The sequence below is a fragment of the Ochrobactrum sp. 19YEA23 genome, from assembly GCF_029909865.1.
Taxonomy (GTDB): Bacteria; Pseudomonadota; Alphaproteobacteria; order Rhizobiales; family Rhizobiaceae; genus Brucella; species Brucella gambitense.
Map to the genome: position 1 here is coordinate 74,871 of NZ_JASAMQ010000001.1, position 23,433 is coordinate 98,303.

Below are 23,433 nucleotides of genomic sequence, written 5' to 3' on the forward strand. Positions count from 1 at the left end.
TAAAATCTTCTGTCGCAGGAAGGTTGCGTCTAAAAGAGTCAAAGTTTGGAAAACAGACGGAAAAGTCCTTTCTCATCCGGCTGTTCTGCGACCAGCGCCTCGGCCTGCCATGCGGCGGGCAGTTTTGCGGCCACACGCGCAGATATGCACAAAAAGCGGGTCTTTTCGTTAAAAGGCGGGGCAATTCTGCCCATCGCCTCGACAAACTTTTCCGCCGCCACGCCGGAATAGAGCATCACCGCCGCGAGCGGTTTCGTGCCCAATATGTGCTGAAGTTCATCACGCGGATAGTCGATGGTTTCGATATCATAGACATCGCAGACAGTCATATCGAGACCGGCGGCAGATACGCGCTCTTCGAAAATCGGCTGGCGCACACGCCCGGCAAGATAAAGAACGCGCGCCCTTTGCGGCAAGGTCCGGCGCATGGTCTCAGCAAGCCGCACCGCATCGCCGCCGCCGTCCACCACCTCGGTGAAGCCCGCCTCGCGCGCGGCGCGCGCGGTACCCTCGCCAACGGCAAAGAGCGGCATATCGCGTTGCGGCAAAGCATGGCCCGCATGGCGAAACGCATTGGCGCTTGTTACCGTCAATGCGTCGAAACGGGTATCGGGTAGAGTAAAAGCCATTGAGACCGTGCGGCTGAGCGGCAGAAGCACCGGCTCGAACCCCGCCTCAGTGAGCTTCGCGGCGGTCAGCAGAGCTGCCGGTTCCGGCCTCGTCACCAGAACCCGCTTGCCTGTTGTGGCTGCGCCCGGCCCCGTCAAGGTCAATCCCAATCGGTGAAGAAATGAGGACCGGCCGCCTCACGAACCTGCCTTGCAGCCTCGGTTCCAAGCACCGCTGCTTCTTGTGCTGTGCCGTCGAGTGTCACTTCATGCGCCTTTGTGCCATCGGGCGTCAGGATCATGCCGTGGAAATGCACCTTGTCGCCGTCCACAGTGGCAAGACCGGCAATCGGCGTGCGGCAGGAGCCGTCAAGCGCACCGAGAAACGCGCGTTCGCAGGCAAGCGCTACCTGCGTGTCGCGATGCGCCAACGGTGCCAGCAGCGCATCGATGCGCGCATCGCCGATACGGCTTTCAATACCGATGGCACCCTGCCCCGGTGCGGGCGGGAAGGTCAGCGGATCGGCCAGTTCGGTAATCGCCGCGTCAAGGCCCAGCCGCTTCAGACCTGCACAGGCCAGAAAGGTTCCATCGACCTCGCCTGCTTCAAGTTTTCGCAAACGGGTATCGACATTGCCGCGATACATCACCACCTGAATGTCTGGGCGCAAACGCCTAATCAGCGCCTGACGGCGCAGCGACGACGAACCGACGACAGCGCCCTGCGGCAAATCCATGAACCGCTTGGCAGTGCGACCGATGAAGGCATCGCGCGGGTCTTCGCGTTCGAGAAAGACGGAAAGATGCAATCCCTCAGGCAGAACAGTCGGCATATCCTTGGTCGAATGAACGGCGATATCGATTCGCCCGTCCTTCAGCGCCTGCTCGATTTCCTCTGTGAAAAGCCCCTTGCCGCCGACTTCCGACAGCGGGCGGTCCTGAATGCGGTCGCCCGCCGTGGACATGGGCAGAATTTCAATGGCTTCTTCCGGCAGACCATGCGCCTCCATCAGGCGGCGACGCGTCTCGTAAGCCTGAGCCAGAGCCAGCTTGCTACCGCGTGTGCCAATCTTCAAGGATGGTGTTTGCATATTGCGTCGTCCATGGTACCGGGTTGCTTGACGTATCAGAAATATGAGACTGGCAGGGTCTAACCGCAAATGCGCATTCTTGGAATAGAAACCAGTTGCGACGAAACAGCCGCCGCTATCGTTGAACGCAACGATAAGGGTGAAGGCCGTATTCTGTCCAATGTGGTTCTGAGCCAGATCGCCGAACACGAGCCTTATGGCGGCGTTGTGCCGGAAATTGCCGCGCGCGCGCATGTCGAGGCGCTGGATCGGCTGGTCGAACGCGCCTTGCAGGATGCGGATATGCAGCTCGATGATGTGGATGCCGTGGCAGCCACCGCCGGTCCCGGCCTCATCGGCGGTCTCATCGTCGGCCTGATGACGGCAAAGGCGCTCGCCATGGCTGCGCAAAAGCCGTTCTATGCCGTGAACCATCTCGAAGGCCACGCGCTGACGGCGCGGCTGACAGACAAGCTCGAATTTCCCTATCTGCTGCTGCTGGTTTCGGGTGGTCACACGCAGATGGTGCTGGTACGCGGGCTTAATGATTATGAGCGCCTCGGCACCACGATTGATGATGCGCTGGGCGAAGCCTTCGACAAGACGGCAAAGCTTCTCGGCTTGCCTTATCCCGGCGGTCCGGCGGTTGAGCGCATGGCGCTTCAGGGCGATCCCAAGCGCTTTGCCCTGCCCCGACCGCTGAAAGGCGAAGCGCGGCTCGATTTTTCATTTTCCGGTCTCAAGACCGCCGTGCGCCAGACAGCAAGCGAACTGGTGCCGCTCAGCGATCAGGATGTCGCCGATATTTGCGCCTCGTTTCAGGCCGCAGTCGCCGATACGCTTGCCGACCGGGTGGGGCGTTCGCTCGAACGTTTCAAGGCGGAGTTTCCGGACTGCGCGACACCGTCGCTGGTCGTCGCGGGCGGTGTGGCCGCCAACAAGCCCCTGCGAGCTTCGCTGGAGCAGCTCTGCGCCAGACACGGCTTCAGCTTCATCGCCCCGCCGCTCAATCTTTGCACCGACAACGCAGCGATGATCGCCTGGGCCGGAGCCGAGCATGCCGCAACAAAAATGCCGGATTCGCTTGCCATCGCGCCGCGCTCGCGCTGGCCGCTCGATGAAAAATCCGCGCCGCTGATCGGCACGGGACGGCGCGGAGCCAAGGCATGAGCGGTCGCACAAAGATCGCCGTTCTCGGTGGCGGCGCATGGGGCACGGCGCTTGCCGCCATGGCAGCAACGAGCGGCCACGAAGCCTGGCTTTACGCCCGTGATACCGACACGGTCGCCGCGATCAACAACGACCGGCGCAATCCGCGCTATCTGGGCGAGATCGAACTGCCAGCCGGCATTCGCGCCAGCACCAAGGCTTCCGATGTTGTGACCGATGCTGACGCAGTTCTGGCCGTAGTCCCCGCGCAGGCCATGCGCACGGGCCTCTCCGAACTGAGCAGCCTCATTCCACAGTCCGCGCCCGTCGTTCTTTGCGCCAAAGGTATTGAACGCGGCACCGGACGCCTGATGTCGGAAGTGGTGGCGGAGGTGTTGCCGAACCACCGCATCGCCGCCCTTTCCGGCCCAAGTTTCGCAACCGATGTTGCACGCGGCCTGCCAACTGCTGTGACGGTTGCCTGCGAGGATGCAGACACAGCCGACAGGCTTGCAGCGCTTCTATCGGGACCGGCTTTCCGCTGCTATTCGACCACCGATCTCAAAGGTGTCGAGATTGGCGGCGCTTTGAAAAATGTTCTGGCGATTGCTGCCGGTGCAGCTGTCGGGCGAGGCTACGGTGCGAGCGCGCAGGCTGCGCTCGTCACACGCGGCTTCGCGGAACTGCGCCGTATCGGACAAGCCATGGGCGCAAAACCGGAAACCATCATGGGGCTTTCCGGCCTCGGCGATCTGATGCTGACATGTTCATCGTCACAATCACGCAACTATTCCTACGGCCTTGCGCTTGGACGCGGCGAAGACCTGACCAACCGGCCTCTGGCCGAAGGTGTCGCAACCGCGCCTATTGCTGCGGAACTGTGCGACAAGCACGGCATTTCTGCACCCATCATCGATGCGGTTGGCGCTTTGCTTAGCGGGAAGATTACCATCGACGAGGCTGTCACCAACCTCATCAACCGACCACTCAAGACCGAAGACTAGAGGACCAGACGATGCTTTTTGCACTTCTCTGCAACGACAAGCCCGACCATCTGCAAGTGCGCCTCGATACGCGCCCGACGCATCTCGAATATCTTACGAGCCTTGGCGATGTGCTGAAGTTTGCCGGTCCCTTCCTCGGCGAAGACGGCAAGCCAAATGGCAGCCTTCTCGTTGTCGAAGCTGAAGACAAGGCCGCAGCAGCAGCCATCGGCGCCAATGATCCTTATGCCAAGGCCGGTCTGTTTCAGGACGTCACCGTACGCCCATGGAACTGGACGTTCAAAAATCCTGCCAACGCCTAAGGCTTAAGCACCGGGGAACACGCAATGGCTTACTGGCTGTTCAAGTCCGAACCGTTCAAATGGTCATGGGAAATGCAAAAGGCCCGTGGCGAAAAGGGCGAGCAATGGGATGGCGTGCGCAATTATCTGGCGCGCAACAACATGCGCGCCATGAAAATTGGCGACAAAGGCTTTTTCTATCATTCCAATGAAGGGCTGGAAGTGGTTGGCATTGTTGAGGTCTGCGCTCTCTCGCACCCCGACAGCACCACCGACGATCCGCGCTGGGACTGTGTGGACATCAAGGCCGTCCGTGATGTGCCGAAGCCCGTCACGCTGAAAGATGTCAAGGCGAACCCCAAGCTTGAGAACATGGCGCTTGTCACTTCCATGCGCTTGTCCGTGCAGCCGGTGACGGAAGACGAATGGATCGAAGTCTGTCGCATGGGCGGCCTCGACGCCAAAGACATCTGAGACCAGCAACCGATGCTCGATCCGGCGGAAACCAGCACGCGCAGCTTCATTCTGGCCAATACCGGCCTGCAAGCACCGCCGCATGTGCCGGAAATCCGCCTGCATCTGGCCGATGAAGCGCATGACCTCTGGCGCAAGACAGAGGAAGAACTGGCCACAATCGGTCTGCCGCCGCCCTTCTGGGCCTTTGCCTGGGCGGGCGGTCAGGGCGTGGCGCGCTATATTCTCGACCATCCGGAAGCCGTAAGCGGCAAGACTGTGCTGGATTTTGCATCCGGCTCTGGTCTTGTCGCCATCGCGGCCATGAAGGCGGGTGCGGAAAGCGTCCTCGCTTCGGATATCGATCCCTTCGCGCTTCCGGCAATCGATATCAACGCTACCGCCAACGGCGTTGCGGTGACAGCAAGCCTTGAAGATCTGATCGGCACCGATCACGGCTGGGACGTGGTTCTGGCAGGCGATGTCTTTTACGAGAAGCCGCTGGCAGACCGGCTTATTCCATGGTTCGCAAAACTGGCGGAACGCGGCGCTGAGATCATTGTCGGCGATCCGGGCCGCTCCTATCTGCCGAAAGAGCGCTTACGGCAGCTTGCCGTCTACACGGTGCCTGTGACGCGTGCGCTGGAAGATTCCGAAGTCAAGCGCACAACCGTCTGGGCATTCAGTTAGACCCGCTTAAGCGAAGCGTTTCGCTCCCGCGACGCAGAGCACGACGATCCCCGCTGTCGCGACCATACCCATGCTGACGGGTTCGCCCGCAATGCCTGCCGCCAGCATCAAGCCGAAAAACGGCTGTAGAAGCTGAAGCTGGCCGACCGTCGCAGCGCCGCCTTGCGCCAGCCCGCGATACCAGAAGAAAAAGCCGATCAGCATCGAAAACAGCGACACATAGACCAGCCCGCCCCATGCCATGGCACCAATCCCCGCCCATGTTTCAGGGCGCATGAGAATGGTCAGCGGAAGCATGATCGGCAATGAGAAGACCAGCGCCCAGCAAATGACCTGCCAGCCGCCAAGCCTGCGCGACAGGCTGGCACCTTCCGCATAGCCCAACCCGCAGACAATGATCGCGCCCAGCATCAGCACATCGCCTATGAAAGTCGACTGGCTGCCCTGCCCGTAGGCGTAGGATGCAACGATAGCGCCGCCCACGATCGAAAACAGCCAGAACAGCGGACGCGGGCGCTCACCGCCGCGCAACACGGCGAATACCGCCGTCGAAAGCGGCAGCAGGCCGATGAAGACAATGGCGTGCGCCGAGGTCATATGTTGCAGCGCAATGCCCGTCAGGAGCGGAAAGCCAACCACCACGCCCAGCGCCACCACGATAAGCGAAATGACATCGCTCTTGCGCGGAAACGGTTCACGGAATGCAAGCAGCAGCGCCATGCCCAGCAGACCTGCAATCGACGCGCGGGCCAGTGTCAGAAAAGTTGGGTCGATATCGATGACGGCAAGACGTGTCGCAGGCAGCGAGCCTGAGAAAATCAGCACACCGAGAAATCCATTCAACCACCCGGCCGTCTTGTTACCCACGGTCTGGCTAACAACCACCTTGTTCCCAACATTCTCACGCATGTGTCTTTTCAGCTTTCAACAAAATCGTCTATGAATTTTGCGGACAATGCCGCGAACTTGCCGAAATAATCAGAGACAGTTACCGGACAATTCTGGCAAACTGTACTGGGACGAAAGAGAGTACAGATGATATCGACGGGCCTTTTGCGCAGCCTGGAAGCCGTAGAAGCCGCTTATGCGGGCGTCGATAGCGCGCGCGGCGATGAAAACGCTGCCGCGGAAAAAACCTCGCTTGTCGAAAAAGTCATGGCCATTATCCGTGGACGCATTGCGGCCATGAGCCTTGCTCCCGGCGCCCGTCTGCCGTCGATCCGTCGGCTTGCCGAGACGATGGACGTTTCCAAATCGACCGTTGTCGAAGCCTATGACCGGCTGGTCGCCGAAGGCATCATCCAGTCACGCCGCGGCGCAGGCTTCTATGTGTCGGAACGGGCGCGCCAGCCCTTTTCGCTGGCCACGACCACACCGCATAAGGACCGGCAGATCGATCCGTTCTGGGTCATGCGCCAATCGCTGGAAACCGAAGGCAAGACATTGAAGCCCGGCTGCGGCTGGCTGCCGGATGAATGGCTGCCGCTGGAAGGCATCCGCCGCGCGCTCCGCGCCATTGCCCGCGACGAGCGCAGCGATCTCGCCACTTATGGCGAACCGCTCGGCTTTCGCCCGTTGCGCAGTCACCTCGCACACCGGCTGGCGGAACAGGGTATGGATATTTCCGGCGGCGAGATATTGCTGACCGATTCCGGCACGCAGGCCATCGATCTCATCTGCCGCTTTCTGCTTCAGCCGGGCGATACCGTGCTGGTGGACGATCCGTGCTATTTCAACTTTCAAGCTGTACTGCTGACCCACCGCGTCAAGCTGATCGGCATTCCCTATACCCATAGCGGCCCAGACCTCGAAGCCTTTGCCAAGGCAGCCGCCGAACACGCGCCGAAACTCTACATTTCCAATGCGGGACTGCAAAACCCGACCGGTGGCGTCATGTCGCCCGCAACCGCGCATCGCCTTCTGAAGCTCGCGGAAGCCCATGGCATCATTCTCGTCGAGGATAATATTTTCGGCGATTTTCATCCCTCGCCAGCGCCACTGTTGGCGGAACTCGATGGGTTCGAGCGTGTGCTGCACATTGGCAGTTTCTCCAAGACCCTCTCGGCTGCAGCCCGTGTCGGCTATATTGCCGGGCGCAGCGACTGGATCGACGGCCTCACCGATTTGAAGCTGGCCACCACCTTCGGCGGCAATTCGATTTCAGCGCAGCTTGTCCACGCGCTTTTGACCGACGGCACTTATCGCCGTCATATCGAAGGCATGCGCGCCAAGCTGGCCGATGCGATGACGCTGACTGCAAAACGCCTGAAAGCCGCAGGACTTGAACTCTGGAACGAACCGCAAGGCGGCATGTTTCTCTGGGCGCGTCTGCCGGATGGAATGGATTCCGGCATCATTGCCAGGCACGCTCTCGACAAGGGTGTCGTTCTGGCCCCGGGCGATGTATTCAGCCCGTCACGCACCGCAAGCGCCTATCTGCGCTTCAACGTGGCGCAGTCGACAGACCCCGCTGTTTTCACGGTTCTGCAAGAAGCGATGAAAATAATCGGGCGCTGAATCCACCCACAACATTAGCCTTCCCGCGTCGAAAACAATTTCAAGCAAAAGACGCACAGTCATGCGGACGGCTGCCGTTATACTCGCCCGACATGTCTTGGAGGAGACATTGCGTATTTTTGTGTGTGGCATAACTCGGACAGCCACAACACGATTGCGCAGGGAGAACGGAGAGGGCAGACTGGTCTAAACCCGTCTGCCGGGAGGGAGTAGCATTGAATACGCACCTGTCCGGGGCGGATGCAGTTTCGCGCCCCGAAGATGAAAAACTGTCGGTTGCAGCCAACATTGCCTATGGTTTTCAGCATGTGCTGACCATGTACGGCGGTATTGTCGCGGTTCCCCTGATCATCGGTCAGGCCGCAGGATTGAGCCCCAGCGAAGTTGGGCTTCTCATTACCGCCTCGCTATTTGCGGGCGGTGTCGCCACCGTGCTGCAAACGATCGGCATTCCCTTTTTCGGATGCCAGCTGCCGCTCGTACAGGGCGTATCCTTTGCCGGTGTCGCCACGATGGTGGCCATTGTCACGTCTAGCGGCAGCGGTGAAGCTGGCCTGCAAGTCGTCCTTGGCTCAGTCATGGCGGCGGCTTTTATCGGCTTCCTGATAACGCCGATTTTCTCACGCATCACGCGCTTCTTTCCGCCGCTTGTGACGGGTATCGTCATCACAACCATCGGCCTGACGCTGATGCCGGTTGCCGCCCGCTGGGCGATGGGCGGCAACAGCAATGCACCTGATTTCGGCAGCATGTCCAATATCGGCCTTGCCGGACTGACGCTGGCGCTTGTGCTTGTCTTGAGCAAAATCGGAAGCGCCACCATTTCCCGCCTGTCGATCCTGCTTGCCATGGTGTGCGGCACGCTGATCGCCTGGGCGCTTGGCATGACGGATTTTTCGAGGGTCAGCGAAGGCCCGATCATGGCTTTCCCGGAAATCTTCCATTTCGGCCTGCCGGTCTTCAGCATCGCCGCGACGATTTCCATGTTCATCGTCATTCTGGTGACTTTGGTTGAAACCTCGGCAGATATTCTGGCAGTGGGCGATATCATCGGCACCAAGGTCGATTCCCGCAGGCTCGGCAACGGACTGCGTGCCGACATGGCATCGAGCATTCTTGCCCCGGTCTTTGGCTCGTTCACACAGAGCGCCTTTGCGCAGAATGTCGGCCTTGTGGCAGTAACGGGCGTGAAAAGCCGCTTTGTCGTGGCGACCGGCGGTATCATTCTCGTAGCGCTTGGCCTGCTGCCGGTGATGGGGCGCGTGATTGCCTGCGTTCCGCCAGCGGTTCTGGGCGGCGCGGGCATCGTGCTTTTCGGCACAGTTGCAGCCAGCGGTATCCGCACGCTGTCGAAGGTCGATTATCAGAACAATGTCAATCTGATCATCGTGGCGACCTCCATCGGCTTCGGGATGATCCCGATTGCCGCGCCGCAGTTTTATCATCAGTTTCCGGACTGGTTTGAAACCATCTTCCATTCCGGCATCAGCTCGGCTGCGCTGATGGCCATAGTGCTCAACCTGATGTTCAACGAGTTCAAGACCGGCAATTCCGATCAAATGTCAGTGTTTTCGGAAGGAACCGAGCGCATCATTCGCCATCACCATATCGCCGAACTGCACGATGGAGACTATGTCCTCGGCGGAAAGCTCTACGACGTGCAGGGCAACGAAGTGAAAGTCGTCCCGGCTCCCGCACCGGCGCACTGACAGATCGAAACTATCGCAGGACGCGAACAACCGTCCGGTCCGATAGATGCGGCAAGAGGCGCGCCATGTCGGCGCGCTTCAATGCGATACAGCCTTCAGTCGGCGTATAACCCGGCCTTGCAAGATGGAAGAAAATGGCGCTGCCGCAGCCACGGCGGCGCGGAACGATATTCCAGTCCATCACGATGCAGACATCGTAGAGATGGTCCTTGCGCCACATATCTTCGTGACTGGCCGTGTAAGGCAGCGGTACCGGCCGGTTATAATTGCGGTCTCCCGGTGCGTCGCACCAACCGTCCAGACGACGGATTCTGCGCAACGGTAACTGCGTTGTCGGCAGAGTTCCCTTGTCACCCCGGCGATATCCATAAAGCAGGCGCATTGCGGTCAAAGGCGTTGCGCCGTCGCCCTCGCGCTTGAAAGCGCTGATGCCCCCCTTGCCAAGCGCGCATTCCAGCACCAGATTGCCAGCAGTAAGCAGCCCGCGAGTCTTGTGGCCCGGCTTGGCCCGCACATTGATGATGCCGACCCCACGGCTTCCTTGGTATCTGGTCACGCCCCCGTCTCCATTTTCAGTTTTCGGGCAAAACATGTTTACAATTCGCCCCCGAAGCTGGCGAAAACATGATTCGCGTTTCGCCGCTTCAACTTCTGGCCATTAAGTGTCATAAAACACGAAGAGCCATATTTAAATCAAAGAGTAACGAGGACAGGCATGACAGGCCGTACAATTCTGATTGTGGATGACGACGAAGATCTCCGCTCCATCCTCGTCGAGCAGCTTGAGCTGTGTGAAGAATTCCAGATCCTGCAGGAAGACAATGCCACCAAGGGCATTCAGACTGCGCGCAACGGCATCGTCGATCTTCTGATCATGGATGTGGGTCTGCCGGACATGGATGGCCGTGAGGCTGTCAAGCTTCTGCGCAAAGGCGGCTTCAAGTCCCCGATCATCATGCTGACCGGACATGACACCGAATCGGACACGATTCTCGGTCTTGAATCCGGCGCGAACGACTATGTCACCAAGCCGTTCAAATTTGCCGTTCTGCTTGCCCGCATTCGGGCGCAATTGCGTCAGCATGAACAAAGCGAAGACGCGACCTTCACGGTCGGCGCCTACACGTTCAAGCCGGGCCAGAAGCTGCTGATCGACGAAAAGGGCGCGAAGATTCGCCTGACCGAAAAGGAAGCGGCGATCATCAAATATCTCTATCGCGCTGGCGACAAGGTCATCGGTCGCGATGTGCTGCTGGAAGAGGTCTGGGGCTATAATTCGGGCGTAACGACCCATACGCTTGAAACCCACGTCTATCGCCTGCGCCAGAAAATCGAGAAAGACCCGTCCAATGCCACGCTTCTCGTCACAGAAAGCGGGGGATACAAGCTTGTCCCGTGATGGACAGCGCCCGATGCAGGTGTATTGACAATCTATGGCGCTAGACGACGATATTCGCATTCTCGGCACGGTGGGCCTGTTCGAGTCATTCACACCCGAACAGTTGCGCCTTCTTGCCTTCGGCGCCGAGCGGCTTGTGCTACGCGCGGGCCGCGAGCTTTTCCGTGAAGGCCAGAGCGCTGACTGCGCCTATATCGTCGTTTCCGGCAACATTACCCTGTTTCACGATGCTGATGAGGGGCGGATATCGATCCGCGCTGTCGGCCCCGGTGCGATGCTTGGTGAGATGGCTCTCATCGCCCAGACATCACGCCTTACCGGCGCGGTCGCCGAAGCAGAAACGGAAGTGATCCGCATCAGCCGCTCGATCTTCCGGCGCATTCTGGAAGAATATCCCGAGGTCGCCGCCTCGCTGCATGGCCATATCAGCCGTAATCTGCTGGACCTGATCAGCGAGATCGAAAAGGTCGCGCCTCGTCTCGGGAATGGTGACTGATTTTCATCGGAAGTTTTTGCTCCGAAAACGAAAGCGCCGACCTGACTGGATCAGGTCGGCGCTTTTTTGTTCGCTTCCAGTCCGTTCGCCTGATCCTCGACGGATTACAATCGGACCATCGGCTGTGTACCCTGCGGAGGCACTCGCGATTTTTGCCGAGAATACTCTGGAGCAGAGTTTGCCTCAAGCTCTATAGACCGCTGATGTCTGACAGCATCCACGCGGCCTTCTGCCGCGCTCTTACCTGATCGCCGAAAACGGAAATCACGCTTGGCACATCGGTCTCGAAATAATGCGATGCGAGAAGCTCGATAGCGGGCTCCTCGCAATTTACATCGGTTTACCAGTTCACCCGGAAGCCCACGTTTCCTTTGACGGCATAGCTATCTGTAAAGTGAGTAAGCGAAGTGTTCAACGTGCCCTCACCGTAGATCGAATACTTATCGTCCGCCCACGCATAGGTGCCGCCGAAACCAACGCCAGCCCATGTGCGATCCTGGTCGTCCTTCATACGGGTCCCGCCATAGTTGATGCTCGTACCACCCAGGAATTCCTGATAGAGATTAGCGATACCATAGACATTGGCATTAACCGCGCGGCCATCCGCTCCTTGCCAGCTATCGGCATAGTTCGCGGCAATGCCGAGACGACCGTTGAGGCTGTTGCCATCACGGTTACTGACAGTGGCGCCGTAGTTATCCGAGAATGTATCGAAATCGACCGACGAGAACATCAGCTGTGCCTGCGGCGTCAGCGACCAATGGTCATCGATACCGAAGCGCTGCCCGGCTTCCACGCTGAGTGCATAGCCGAAGCCATTATTATCGTTCGACAATCCTTTGTTGCCGCCGCCAAAGCTAAGATCGGTCTTGTACCAGGTGGCCTGCGCCTGCCCATCAACATAAAAACCGCTGTTTCCATACCAGGTGATCGTTCCGCCCAGACCCCAGCCCTGCGTGTTCAGCTGACCACCGCCAAGGGAATCATCGAATTCGCTCGACGTTTTGGCGCGGCCATTTCCGTATTGACCGGTAATGCCTGCAATCAATCGACCATTTTCATCCTCATAGAACTGTCCATCGACACCTGCCTGCATGATGACAGTGTTTACATCCTGTTGCACATGCCCAGCCGTCGAATTCGGTTCAAGGCGGCTATGCGCACCTTCGATACGAGCCCAGATAGCCTGGCCGTCGGTCTCGCCAGCGTCGGAAGAAGAACCGCGAAGAGTCGACGCCTTCTTGGCCAAGTAACGATCACCGCGACGCTGCTGCAAGGTTGGCAGTTGGTTCAATGCCTGCATGCTGGCGGCATAAGACGTATAAACCGGAGCTGCCGGGCTGAACCGCGACGGCGTGTCTGGATTTTCAGAACAGCCATTCGGATCGTCGCAATCCGGTGACGGGCCATCTGGATTGGTTTTAGTATATTGGCTGACCAGATACCAATCGTTGGTATTCGAACCGTACGCATCACCTCTTTGCAATGTGTAGGCATAAGCTGACGATGTCAGTATGGCCTGCTGCCCATCCTTGGTTGTGAAGCCGTTCCCCAGAGTAAAAGTACCTTCCGAGGTGCCGCTGACATCAATCAGTTTGATGCCATTTACCGTCTGGGCACCCGAGCCGCCTCGATTTTCCACATCGATGGTCGTGCTTCCGGACGTGTTGCCTGCGACCGTCATCATGTCGGTTTTGGAACTATCGTCGCCCAGTTCGGTATTCATATAAACCAAGCCACCGCTACCTTTGTAGTCTCCAGTGATAGTCAGTTGAGTGCCACCAGCACCACCAAATTTGATCGCGCCTGCGTTATCCAATGACTTCATTCCTGTTTCAAAACCACCCAGATCGAGCGTTCCGCCACTGGTAACAGTATAAGCCGACGTGCCACTCAAGGCACCATGCGCGCCTTGCACCAGGAAGCCGTCATTGACGAAGGTTGCGCCCGAATAGGAGTTCTGTCCCGAGAGAGTCAGTGTGCCAGTCCCATTTTTAACGAGACCGCCGCTCGTTCCGGAAATTTCGCCAGAAAATTCCGAACCGAAGTCCTGATTGAGCGTCAGGGTTCCAGTACCGAGGTGAATTTCGCCGTCGCCCTTGTCGTCTTTGTTACCGATAAGCCCGCCGACCGTTTCGTTGAAAATATCGAGATCGAGCGTGGCACCGTTTTCAACAGCCACACGACCGGAGCCGAATGCAGTGTTCGCAATACCGGCTTTCGCCGTACCGGCCTCAACAGTCAGACCACCGGCGAAGCTATTGTTTCCAGAGAAGGTCGTTGTTCCTGTGCCACGCTGGATGACTTCACCGCCGCCACTGATCTGATGATTGAAGTTATTACTGTTGTCAGAGCGGTCGAATACCAAGGTACCGTGACCTAAGAAGCCATCCTTCAGGTCGATATCCGTTACGACTGTCCCAGAACGACCACCATCACCCAACTGAAGCGTACCATCGGATACGGTCGTCAAGCCCGCATATACAGCATCCTTGGTCAAGATCAGCGTGCCGGCACCGGTTTTGTTCAAGCCATCTGTTCCCTCCAAAACGGCGTCAATTGTCGCAGCGGCGTTCGGATCGTTATCTGTGCTGACTTGTATAAACGGTGTCGTGCCGTTAGTTCCGTTGACCAGGGTCAAAGGCATGCCGGTGACGGTATAACCCGTTGTATCAAAGATAAGGCCGGCTGCGTGCACATCTCCGTCCATGATCTCGACGCGCCCAGCAGATCCTGTGAAGACCGCAACACCGTTATCAGCCCATTGGCCATTGATCGAGCCGTCTGACTCTGTCCAATTATTCGCTAACGTAGTCCAGAATCCATTGCCACCATCTGGCTGACCATTACTATCGCCCTGCGTGTTTTCACCGTCCCAGTAGGTAAACGTCAGTCCCGCCTTGTTGATAAGATTGATCCTGCCCGGTATTGAATCCTGAATCTCCCAGTCATTCTCATCGGCCGGCAGATTGTCGACCGCGCCCAACTCGAAGTCAGAATCGTCCTTAGAACCGGCGTAATCGAATATCCGATAGACACCGGGCGCCGAAATTCCGCCGGTAGTAACGTCAAGGGTTCCGTGAAGTTCCAGCGCACCGGAAACGTTAAACATACCCTTAGAGAATGGCAATGTGCCGATATTGACTTGAACGGCGCTATCTCTGTCGACTGTCAGGTCCCCATTGATCTTTAACGTCGTGCCATAAAGTCCGGCCAACGTTCCACCAGCGAAAACGTGCGTGTCGCCAACCGTGCCAGTACCGCCAAGCAAGCCGCCGCTATTGACATTAACCTTGCCACCGAACGTGCTGCTAACCCGCATGGTGCCTTCGTCGACATTGGCAGTACCTGTAAAGCCCGTCGTAGTTGCCGCTTGATCGAACCATAGATCACCGGCGCCTATTTTGGTAAAGCTTGAGGCGTTGCTCCCCGTCATAGCTCCGGAGAACGTCAAGTTCTGGGCTGTATCGAATGTGTTTTCCGTGGCAGTCGGGTCCAATACGTTGATGACACGCGTCATCGTAAAGGGAGATTCCACCCGCAACGTGCCACCGCCAAAGGTCAACGAACCCGAACCGAGAACCTTGTAGGAATTAACAACGAGGGTGCCCGCATCGAGTTCTGTTCCGCCCTTGTAAGCGTTATCCCCATTGGTGAGCGAAACAATACCGTCGCCGTCAATCACTACTTGGCCGTCGCCATTGATGGCGTTGTCAAAATTAACCAGGCTGAGGTCATTGCGGCTGATCTCCAGTTTTGCGCCGCTAGAGATCTTGACGTTGCTTGCGGAAACCAGATTACCTGCTGTTCCGTTCTGGCCGATTTGAAGAGTACCAGCCAAAATGACGGTGTCGCCGGTGTAGGTATTGTTGCCGACTAGCGTTGTCTTTCCGGAGCCTTTCTGCTCAAGTCCACCATTACCGCTAATCGTCTGGCTAACGACAAGATTATCGTCGGTTCTATCAAAGGCCAGCGATGCACCGCTGGCAATGGTAACGCTCTGGCCCGCACCAAGCCCTCCCACCGAACCGCCATTACCAATCTGCAACGTGCCGTTGTTAATCGCGATTATGCCGCCATATGTGCTGAGGCCTGTCAGAACGAGCATTCCCGCGCCGTCTTTGGTCAGTGAGCCGTTTCCGTTGAGATCAGTTGTAATGGTAAAAGTGTTGCCGACATAGTCAATGTTGAAGCCGCCACCGTTACTGCCCCAGCTGATCGCGTGACCCGTCGATTTCATCGACATGCCCGTAATCTTCAGCGTTCCGCCATTGAAGGTTAGAACACCGCTTGAATCCCCCAGTCGGGTGTCGTCATCAACCGAGATCATCCCACCATTCAATTCGGTGCCGCCGCTGTAGGAATTGGTGCCCGTCAGCACAAGTTCGGCAGTGCCTTCCTTGCGAAGACCGCCGTCGCCGTTGATCGTGCCACCAAATGTTGTGGGCGTGGTCGCGTTCTGGTTATAGGATAAAAAACCCTTACTGGTACCATCGCCCGTATTGACGGTGGAAGCATGATCCCCCAATGCGCCACCATCACCAATTGTCAACGTGCCGCCGCGGATTTTCCAACTCACATTACTAGTGTTTGTCAGGGTCCAATTGCTATTGCCTGTCTTTTCGAAAGTTTGGAATCCCTGATAATCCTCTGAGCCGCCTGTGGACGTCGAAAGCTGCCCATTGAAGGTATCAGAATCATCTCCGCCGAGTATGAACGTGTTATTCGTTCCTTCAGCGAGAACATTTCCAACGATGTTCGAGCCGCTATGGAGTTCCAGCGTGTTGTTGCCGCCCAGCACATGAATGGCATCGCCGTGGTTACCGGCTGATCCACTGCCGGCAGCGCCTCCGGTTCCCCCTGTAATCGTACCGCTGTTGATGATATTCAGCCCGGTGCCATTAATGCCGTCGCCACCATCGCCGCCATTACCGTTACTCGGGTCTGTCGCAAATGTTATGCCGCCCGCGCCGCCATTGCCGCCCGTGATGGAACCGCCGCTTACGTTTACGATACTAGCCTCGCTGGCCTGAATGCCGTCGCCACCTCTGCCGCCTGAGCTTTGGTCTTTTGCGTTAGCACCTACTGTTAGCGCGTTCCCTGCATATCCACCATTACCGCCGCTGATGGAACCGCTATTGCTGACGCTCGCCTCAGAACCACCGTCGACGGGAAGCGCTACCACCCCTGCGCCACCGGCACCACCGGTGGCCTCGGTTTGTTGATAGCCAGGATGTGTATTATCTTGAGAACCCACACCACCGTTTCCGCCCAGGCCGCCCGTGATGGATCCGCCCTGGTTATCCACAGCGGAAACACCATAGATACCAGCACCGCCCAGGCCACCATTAGCTCCAGATGAGTCGATGGCCAACCCCCCTCCGATATCAGCGGGCGTTGTGTCCACATCCCCTCCATCGCCGCCCGTTCCACCCGTGACATGTCCTGACGAACTATTCACGACCTCGGTACCGGCCAGCGCCACACCACCGGTTCCCGCGCCATAAATGCCAGCGCCGCCAGCACCACCATTCCCGGCGCTGTAACCAGGCAGCTGCGTATTGGGACTCGTCGGGCTTGTTCCACCCTTGCCACCGTTTCCGCCAATGACCGTCGCTTCGTTGGTTGCCGTTATATTGGCAACTGACATCCAGATCCCGAGACCGCCACCGCCACCATCACCTCCATTGCCGGGGTGGTTCCCATTACTATAGAATGGGGCCACCACAACACCAGACTTGCCGCCATTGCCACCGTCGCCGCCCGTTATCGTGGTCTGATTGTTGATCGCACCACCGCTCACAACGACCAAACCATACCCTCCGGCACCACCACCACCACCGCTAGCGCTCGGCGTTTTGTCCTGGGTCGCGTCTGCGCCGTCTTGTCCGTCGCCGCCTCGGTCTCCGTGTAAAGGGCTCGTGTAAGCAGCGTCACCACCCTGGCCATTCGCATTGCCATGCGCCCCACCCGCACCTCCGTCGCCACCCTTATTATGCCCTATGACGCTAACACCGCCGACGCCGCCAGCGCCACCGCCGGCGCCGCCGCCGCCGCCGCCCATCCCGGGAGCCACTTGTTGGATGTTACCGTTTACCCCATCCCCTCCGTCCTGCCCAGGTCCTCCGCCTTTACCAGGATAAGAGATGGAGTGATCCCCTCCACCGTCTCCACCCACTGTTTGTGCAAACGCCGGCGAGACTGGGAGGAGCAAGGAAGGCGCAAGAATAATCGCTGCAGGCAGAAAGACACTCGAACACAAATTCGAATTAGCTATACCTAAATGCATAAATTGTAATATTCTTTTGCGCTTCTGATACATCGTATTAATTTCTCTAATAAAAGTGAATCTAGATTATTTCCATAGATACAACCAAACGTCTTTGAATAAAAGATACCATGTATTTAATATTAATTTTCTAATATATTATATAATAATATAATTATATTCGTTATTTATCAATGCCGCAGTACAAAATCATACAGACCTGAACGATATACAATTTGCTTTTATTCTTATTTTCTCAAATCGAAATGCGGCAAAGCAAATTGAAACTCACCCGGAAACGTGGCCGCCGCTTTACGACGTATTCCTCAAGCTTTTGCCCCAAAATTGAAGCCCCGGTCGGCACAACTGGCAAAACCACCAAATATCATGCCGCTCCCGACAGTTGTTGCCCGCCCCCAAAAACTACATGTTTGTCCCGCATTCTCAAACATAAGGTAACTCCTATGCCTATAATCACCTATGAAAATATCAACGTCGAAACACTTACGAAAGAACCAGCTCCTTACGGCACTACAATGGCGCCCGGCGATCACTCCATCAAGGTAACAGCAACCTTGAAAGTAGATGGCGCAGCAGCGTCACATGATAGTACCCTGGGGTTCGAAGAGGGTACCGCAAACGTAATGGGCAAAGGTGGAAATCCAATAACACCTAACAGAGACGGTACATTCACTATTACTAGCGCCGCGAATGGCGCTATAGAATTCTACTTCTTTTATGACAAAGAAGTGATTTTCACCCCCTATATGCTCGCAGCCGACGATCAATCGCAAAAAATGGATTTGCCGGAATACATCGCTTTTATGACCGTAAAGCCCGTTATTGGAAACTTCGGCTACCCGGTGATTGAAAATATTCTTAAGGGTGTCATCCAGATTGATCCTTCCCAAACTATAATTCCAGTGTCGTTGCCGCGAATGGCTATCGCGAACTATTCGGATTGGAAACAGGCAAAAACAGCCCTTCTGGTGCAAGGTGCAAAAACACAAATCTACTTCGGGGATCTTGCGGAGGTCATAACCAATGGATATCCCGTTAGTGTTGCAAATCTGAATACGGACGGCACCGGGGAAAACATCTTCCGCTACATGTTCTTCAACGGCGAAACCGCTGAGGACGGAAACTATGTCACTTACACTGCCGTACTTAACGACGATGCCGATTCAAGGCCGACAGACCTCCGCAACGAGCACGAAATTGCCCGGATGTACAATTACAACACGGAAATAACCAGTCCGACCCAGCCGATCGATTTCTGGTTCCCGCTACCTACAGCGCCGACCGGCGATTACCAATTCGGCAATTCCATTCAAATAGAACTCCGCCTGGATGCCTACGAGCACGGCACCAATACTTCCAAACATGGGCACGTAACAGCCACGACTCTAGGCTTGGCTCAATCGGATTTCGACGCTGCGACCCAGAACGGATACATCGTTATCCCATTTACACCCTCGGGGGGCAATCTCGACGATTATTCGATGTCCAAGGATGGGGTACTGGGTTCATTCGAAATTGATTATACAGTAATGGATTCTAGTGGCAGAGTGTTGGGCAGGCCTATCGACACTATCGTCGGCAGCCTCAACACTGGTGGACCAAGATCGCGGGAAAAGTAAGTTTTCGGGACCAACGCTGCCTGCGTGATGCAGGGCAGGAGAAGGCGCGCCGTTCGCAGAGGACATCCAATCGGTCTGAATTGGATTCTTCCTGTCATTCTTCATCTACACGATGATCTGCAGAGCAGAAAGAGGCTCTGGACGGCCCCGCGCACGAGAGCGCTCTCGGCCAGGAATAGCCACAACGCACACGACAACCAATTGAATTGCCAACTCGGCTGGAGCTGGCAAGTTTTCCCGTTTGTTCAAAATCAGGAGAGCAGGATGAGACAGTTCATTCTCACTCAAAACAACAATAATTTGCATTACATGGCCAGCACACCGGCACTCGGTTTTGCATTTCCGGCGAATGAATTTGTCGATCTTGCCATTACCTATAAGGACAGCTTTCACACGCCCCTGGCTGGCAGAAATCTGGTGTGGCAGCTTGTCGAAGGCGAAGCAACACTACGCCACCAGACGACACCGGTTGGCAGCGACGGCAACGGCGTTAATTCGATCCAGGTGGAACTTGCCGATCCGAACGCTAATTCCACCGTTCGCCTGGCTGTCTGGCCGGAAGACGAGGCGGATTCAAAGCTCGAATTCGAATGTCTGTTCGGTGCGCCAAAGGCTGCGCCGCCCATTGGTTCGGGAAACTGGCTAGAAATAGTCTACCCTCGAGACGACCCTAAAGACCTTGCCCCCATAAATCTTGATCCAAGTGCAGGCGATATAAACTACCTGGTTTTCTACACTGACCCCTATGGAATCCCTATAGAAGGCAAAGAAATAATTCTCAATTCCGTACTTGGTAGCAATACAATAAATAGTAATACTAAATACAGACTTGGTCAATTCTATGCCAGTTTTAAAGAAGTTGAAGAATATTCTTCAGGAAAATGGATTACAACCGCTAAAGTAGATGGTAAAGAAGCGCATTCTAACAATCTACTTAACGATGAAAGTATACTTAGAAATCAGGTTCTAAATTTTTGGCCAATTAACAATTCTGTTCTATACCCCGGATATACCTATGACCTAAAGACACTTCACACGGTTGGAAATGGATTTACCGTACCGCATCGTGAGATTTTCTGGAGTGTAAACACCAAATTACCCGATGGTATCGAGGTCCAGATTGAACCTGCATCCTTAAAGGAAGATAAGTACGGCACAGCCATTTCCTCAATTACTGTTCCATACGTTGTCTATGGAATGGACGACAAGATTACTCTGAAAGTGGGACTGGTCGGGCTTGATGAATCTGAAGCTACCGTCTTCGACTACCCCACTTTCACGATAGGAGGTCCGCGTTTTAGCATCATCATTCCAACACCCGACCACGGGGTCATCGATCCCTACCAAACTTGTCAGTTCCAGGTGATGGTGCTAGACGAACACGGCACCAGCCCCAGTGGTGATGTCACCGTTACTTGGGACGCCGCCTTGCACGGCGAGGGAACGGCACGTTTTCCCGTGGTTATTACCGAGCTGGACCACGGTCTTGGTCAAAGTGGCCTCCACTTTAGCAACTTACCGCAGGGCATAGTGCAGAATGTCGACGTTACCATTACGCCGACAGAAGGCGCCCCCTATCAGGCGACGTATCAGGTAGCGGCCAATATCATCGCGCAGGTTCCACCCGCTACCACTGATCCGCTTGCTGTCGGAATTGAACAGGTTGTTACGGTTAGCCTGACCGATTACAAGGGAAATGCTGTGCCCCGTCGCACGCTTTATATCGCCCGCAACACTGACATACGAGTCGGTTCCAGTGCTGTAACAGGCGCCGATGGCATCGCCACAATACCGGTAACTTCGTCCACCGCGCTTACGACACATTTGTCCATCTCAGAGGGGCCAGATTGTGTTCCCACAATCATCGAGCTCACCTTTGGTGAAACGAAAAGGAACATCGTCACTATTAACAAACCAGAGGTCGATATCCGGTACGACACACAGGTGGCGATAACCGCGAATTATACGAACGACCAAGGCAAACCGCTTCAGGACGCCCAATTAAAATTGGACTTTACGCTCGCTGACGGAAGCCCTTTGCCGCCTAATTTGACATGGATGCGGTCAAGCGCGACAGGCCCGAAAGGCGAATACTCCTTCTGGTTTAACTATTCAACCACTGACGGCTTGCCCGCCTCTCCAGTATCCATCATCGCAACCGTTCGCGATGACTTCGGCGCTTCGGATTCTGTAACGTTGAAATTCATCGGTGGCGGCAAGGAAAATCATCTAACCCTTCTCCATCCGGCAAACAATTCTTCTCAGGTACCTGGCACTGAAATCCACGTCAAACTGCAGCTGACCAACAACAACAGACAGCCGATGGCGAAATACCCTATCACCTGGCTCGTCCCAAAAGGCATTACTGTCGAGAGTAAGGATTCGCTTACCGCTGCGAATGGGGAAGCCACAGCCATATTCACCACAACCTCTAAAGAAATGTTCGAGATTGACGTAGTGGCGTCAGCTGCGAATGCGTCACGATATTTCAGATTGAACTTCACTGGCAGCGATTATTACGACAGCAATATGTTCTGTAAAACCAACTACGCGCATAACATGCCAGAGGGCTTTGATGCCGTACCGCGTGACGAGGGTGAAATTGTAGTTTTCAACTTCATCTACAAGAAGAATGATGAACCTCAGCCTGAACAGTGGATCGCTTGGAACATCGAACCCATGTCAGGAAATCTCAGGTTTTATGACGAAAACAACGTTAAATGGGAAGCCAACGCTGACCACAACGTCTTTACAAAAACCAACGCAGAAGGACGAGCCATCCTCAAGATCGGGAGCTCAGCTGCGCACCTCGGCCACGTCATAGCCAACCCGGTTGGCAACCCATCTGCGACAACACCAGCAGTAGATTTTGCCATCGCAACTTTTTCGGCTGATCTTGCTGAACCGGGTATGAGCCGCGTCAACTACGAGCCAAAGCCCATCGAGCTTTCAGGCCAATATTCCATCGATCACAAAGGTTTCACCCTAAACATTCCGGAGAACTCAGCTCAACGTGGGTACGACCTTGTCGTGTTCTGGTTAGAGAGCCACATGTCCGATCCCACCCCCAGTGAGAGAATAATAATCACTGATATTATAGAAGCCGAAAACGGCGTGATAGTTCCCTTCAACTACGTTACGCCCAAACCTGGAACCACCAATACCAATATGTTTTGCTATATGGCCGTCGACAGCAGGACGGGTCAGGGTTTTCGATCTACGCCCCTTCCGCCTGAAGTGAAAGGAACTCCGTTAACGAACCTGCCGATACCGGACCAGGATCGACCTATGCTTGCTCCACGCCTCTATGACAACGCCACTATGGTTGTTCATGGCGATATTATCGGCGGGCTTAATGTTATCGTGGACTATGATCCCCAGTATTGGATCCCCCAAAAGACTATCCATCTCATTGTCTATCTCAACAAACACGATGGGAGTTTCGGTGCCAACCTAACACAGGAAATCCCAATTACGGACGTCGAAATTAACGCCAAGAAAATGGTCTTCAATTTCCCATATGATCAAGTCAACGGATATGATCACGGCACTCTGGAAGCCGACTATTTCATTGAGAAAACGTGGTCGGCGGTGCTCGATAATGTCCTGCTCAATACCGTCGATCCTTTTGTTTGATAGCACGAAAACAGCACTGTCGCCATATGTTTGGCGACAGTGATCCCCCAAAACGGATGTTGACCCGATTGGATACCAGAAACGGACAGATAATGGATCGCTATATTCAGAAACTGCGGAGATGTTCAAAAGGATAACCGAAGGCGGTTAATCTAATCGAACGAAGATCCTGCGACACCCCTCTGTGTATAGAAGACATGATTGTCTGATCCTATATGCAAAGGTGGACTACATCCCTGCGGTGCCGTAAAAATTCCTTCGTCTCGACTGTGAGCGGATATGCCGTGACGCCGACATTGACTGGACATACCTGCTTTAACAAGCAGTTTGTAGAAACCCGCCCACAAATTGATCGCCAATAGAATTAGTGTAATCTTTCATAGATTACACTAATTTAGATTTTTAGTATAATACCAAACTGAATTAAATTTGTTCGAAAACATATTAAAATCTTGTAAAAATAATAGTAATATGATGAAATTGATTCAGTAAATCTGAATACAATACCCTACT

Annotated in this window: 16 protein-coding genes; 11 read left to right on the forward strand and 5 right to left on the reverse strand. The window is 55.5% G+C overall.

Translation table 11 applies throughout. From position 1 onward, the window contains the following. Positions 1-38: 38 nt before the first annotated feature. On the reverse strand, positions 39-767 hold the full coding sequence (locus tag QBD01_RS00365; RefSeq protein ID WP_280991174.1) for a uroporphyrinogen-III synthase: 729 nt from the start codon (positions 765-767) through the stop codon (positions 39-41). A 2-nt stretch (positions 768-769) separates the two neighbouring features. Further along, positions 770-1,699 carry a hydroxymethylbilane synthase gene (gene hemC / locus QBD01_RS00370; protein WP_280991175.1) on the reverse strand — a complete coding sequence of 310 codons (930 nt, stop codon included), beginning with the start codon at positions 1,697-1,699 and terminating at the stop codon, positions 770-772. Positions 1,700-1,768: 69 nt separating this feature from the next. On the opposite strand from hemC, the gene tsaD reads away from it, so the two are divergent. From tsaD to QBD01_RS00395, 5 genes are read left to right on the forward strand one after another with little or no spacing between them, the layout of a single operon-like run. Further along, a complete protein-coding gene (tsaD, locus tag QBD01_RS00375; RefSeq protein ID WP_280991176.1) occupies positions 1,769-2,848 on the forward strand; it encodes a tRNA (adenosine(37)-N6)-threonylcarbamoyltransferase complex transferase subunit TsaD in 1,080 nt (359 codons plus the stop codon). Further along, positions 2,845-3,831: an NAD(P)H-dependent glycerol-3-phosphate dehydrogenase gene (locus QBD01_RS00380; protein WP_280991177.1), complete on the forward strand. Its 987-nt coding sequence runs from the start codon at positions 2,845-2,847 to the stop codon at positions 3,829-3,831. The genes tsaD and QBD01_RS00380 overlap by 4 nt, the downstream gene beginning before the upstream one ends. A gap of 11 nt (positions 3,832-3,842) precedes the next feature. Beyond that, the gene (locus QBD01_RS00385) at positions 3,843-4,133 is read left to right on the forward strand and encodes a YciI-like protein (protein WP_078337534.1); all 291 of its coding nucleotides are present in this window, start codon (positions 3,843-3,845) and stop codon (positions 4,131-4,133) included. A gap of 24 nt (positions 4,134-4,157) precedes the next feature. Then, positions 4,158-4,586: an EVE domain-containing protein gene (locus QBD01_RS00390; protein WP_078337535.1), complete on the forward strand. Its 429-nt coding sequence runs from the start codon at positions 4,158-4,160 to the stop codon at positions 4,584-4,586. A gap of 12 nt (positions 4,587-4,598) precedes the next feature. Then, positions 4,599-5,255, forward strand: coding sequence for a methyltransferase (locus QBD01_RS00395; RefSeq protein WP_280991178.1), 657 nt, complete (start codon positions 4,599-4,601; stop codon positions 5,253-5,255). 6 nt (positions 5,256-5,261) lie between these two features. Here the strand turns inward: QBD01_RS00395 and QBD01_RS00400 are convergent, their stop codons facing one another. Beyond that, positions 5,262-6,164: a DMT family transporter gene (locus QBD01_RS00400; protein ID WP_280991179.1), complete on the reverse strand. Its 903-nt coding sequence runs from the start codon at positions 6,162-6,164 to the stop codon at positions 5,262-5,264. 126 nt (positions 6,165-6,290) lie between these two features. Between QBD01_RS00400 and QBD01_RS00405 the strand changes: the two genes are divergently transcribed. Both QBD01_RS00405 and QBD01_RS00410 read left to right on the forward strand, forming a co-directional pair. Beyond that, positions 6,291-7,772: a PLP-dependent aminotransferase family protein gene (locus tag QBD01_RS00405; RefSeq protein WP_280991180.1), complete on the forward strand. Its 1,482-nt coding sequence runs from the start codon at positions 6,291-6,293 to the stop codon at positions 7,770-7,772. A gap of 215 nt (positions 7,773-7,987) precedes the next feature. Further along, positions 7,988-9,481, forward strand: a complete 1,494-nt coding sequence (locus QBD01_RS00410) for a nucleobase:cation symporter-2 family protein (RefSeq protein WP_280991181.1) — start codon at positions 7,988-7,990, stop codon at positions 9,479-9,481. A 10-nt stretch (positions 9,482-9,491) separates the two neighbouring features. Here QBD01_RS00410 and QBD01_RS00415 read toward each other — a convergent pair whose 3' ends face one another. After that, positions 9,492-10,073, reverse strand: a complete 582-nt coding sequence (locus QBD01_RS00415; protein ID WP_392391300.1) for a L,D-transpeptidase — start codon at positions 10,071-10,073, stop codon at positions 9,492-9,494. A gap of 123 nt (positions 10,074-10,196) precedes the next feature. Here QBD01_RS00415 and QBD01_RS00420 point away from each other — a divergent pair, with 123 nt between their 5' ends. Both QBD01_RS00420 and QBD01_RS00425 read left to right on the forward strand, forming a co-directional pair. Further along, positions 10,197-10,880, forward strand: a complete 684-nt coding sequence (locus QBD01_RS00420; RefSeq protein WP_078337540.1) for a response regulator transcription factor — start codon at positions 10,197-10,199, stop codon at positions 10,878-10,880. Positions 10,881-10,914: 34 nt separating this feature from the next. Then, complete coding sequence (locus tag QBD01_RS00425; protein WP_280991183.1) at positions 10,915-11,376, forward strand: cyclic nucleotide-binding domain-containing protein; 462 nt, start codon at positions 10,915-10,917, stop codon at positions 11,374-11,376. A gap of 340 nt (positions 11,377-11,716) precedes the next feature. Here the strand turns inward: QBD01_RS00425 and QBD01_RS00430 are convergent, their stop codons facing one another. Then, positions 11,717-17,698, reverse strand: coding sequence for an autotransporter outer membrane beta-barrel domain-containing protein (locus QBD01_RS00430; RefSeq protein WP_280991184.1), 5,982 nt, complete (start codon positions 17,696-17,698; stop codon positions 11,717-11,719). A gap of 410 nt (positions 17,699-18,108) precedes the next feature. Here QBD01_RS00430 and QBD01_RS00435 point away from each other — a divergent pair, with 410 nt between their 5' ends. Next, on the forward strand, positions 18,109-19,284 hold the full coding sequence (locus QBD01_RS00435) for a hypothetical protein (protein ID WP_280991185.1): 1,176 nt from the start codon (positions 18,109-18,111) through the stop codon (positions 19,282-19,284). Between the two features lie 264 nt (positions 19,285-19,548). Beyond that, entirely contained in the window at positions 19,549-22,920 is a 3,372-nt protein-coding gene (locus QBD01_RS00440) for an Ig-like domain-containing protein (protein ID WP_280991186.1), read from the forward strand. Positions 22,921-23,433: the final 513 nt, after the last annotated feature.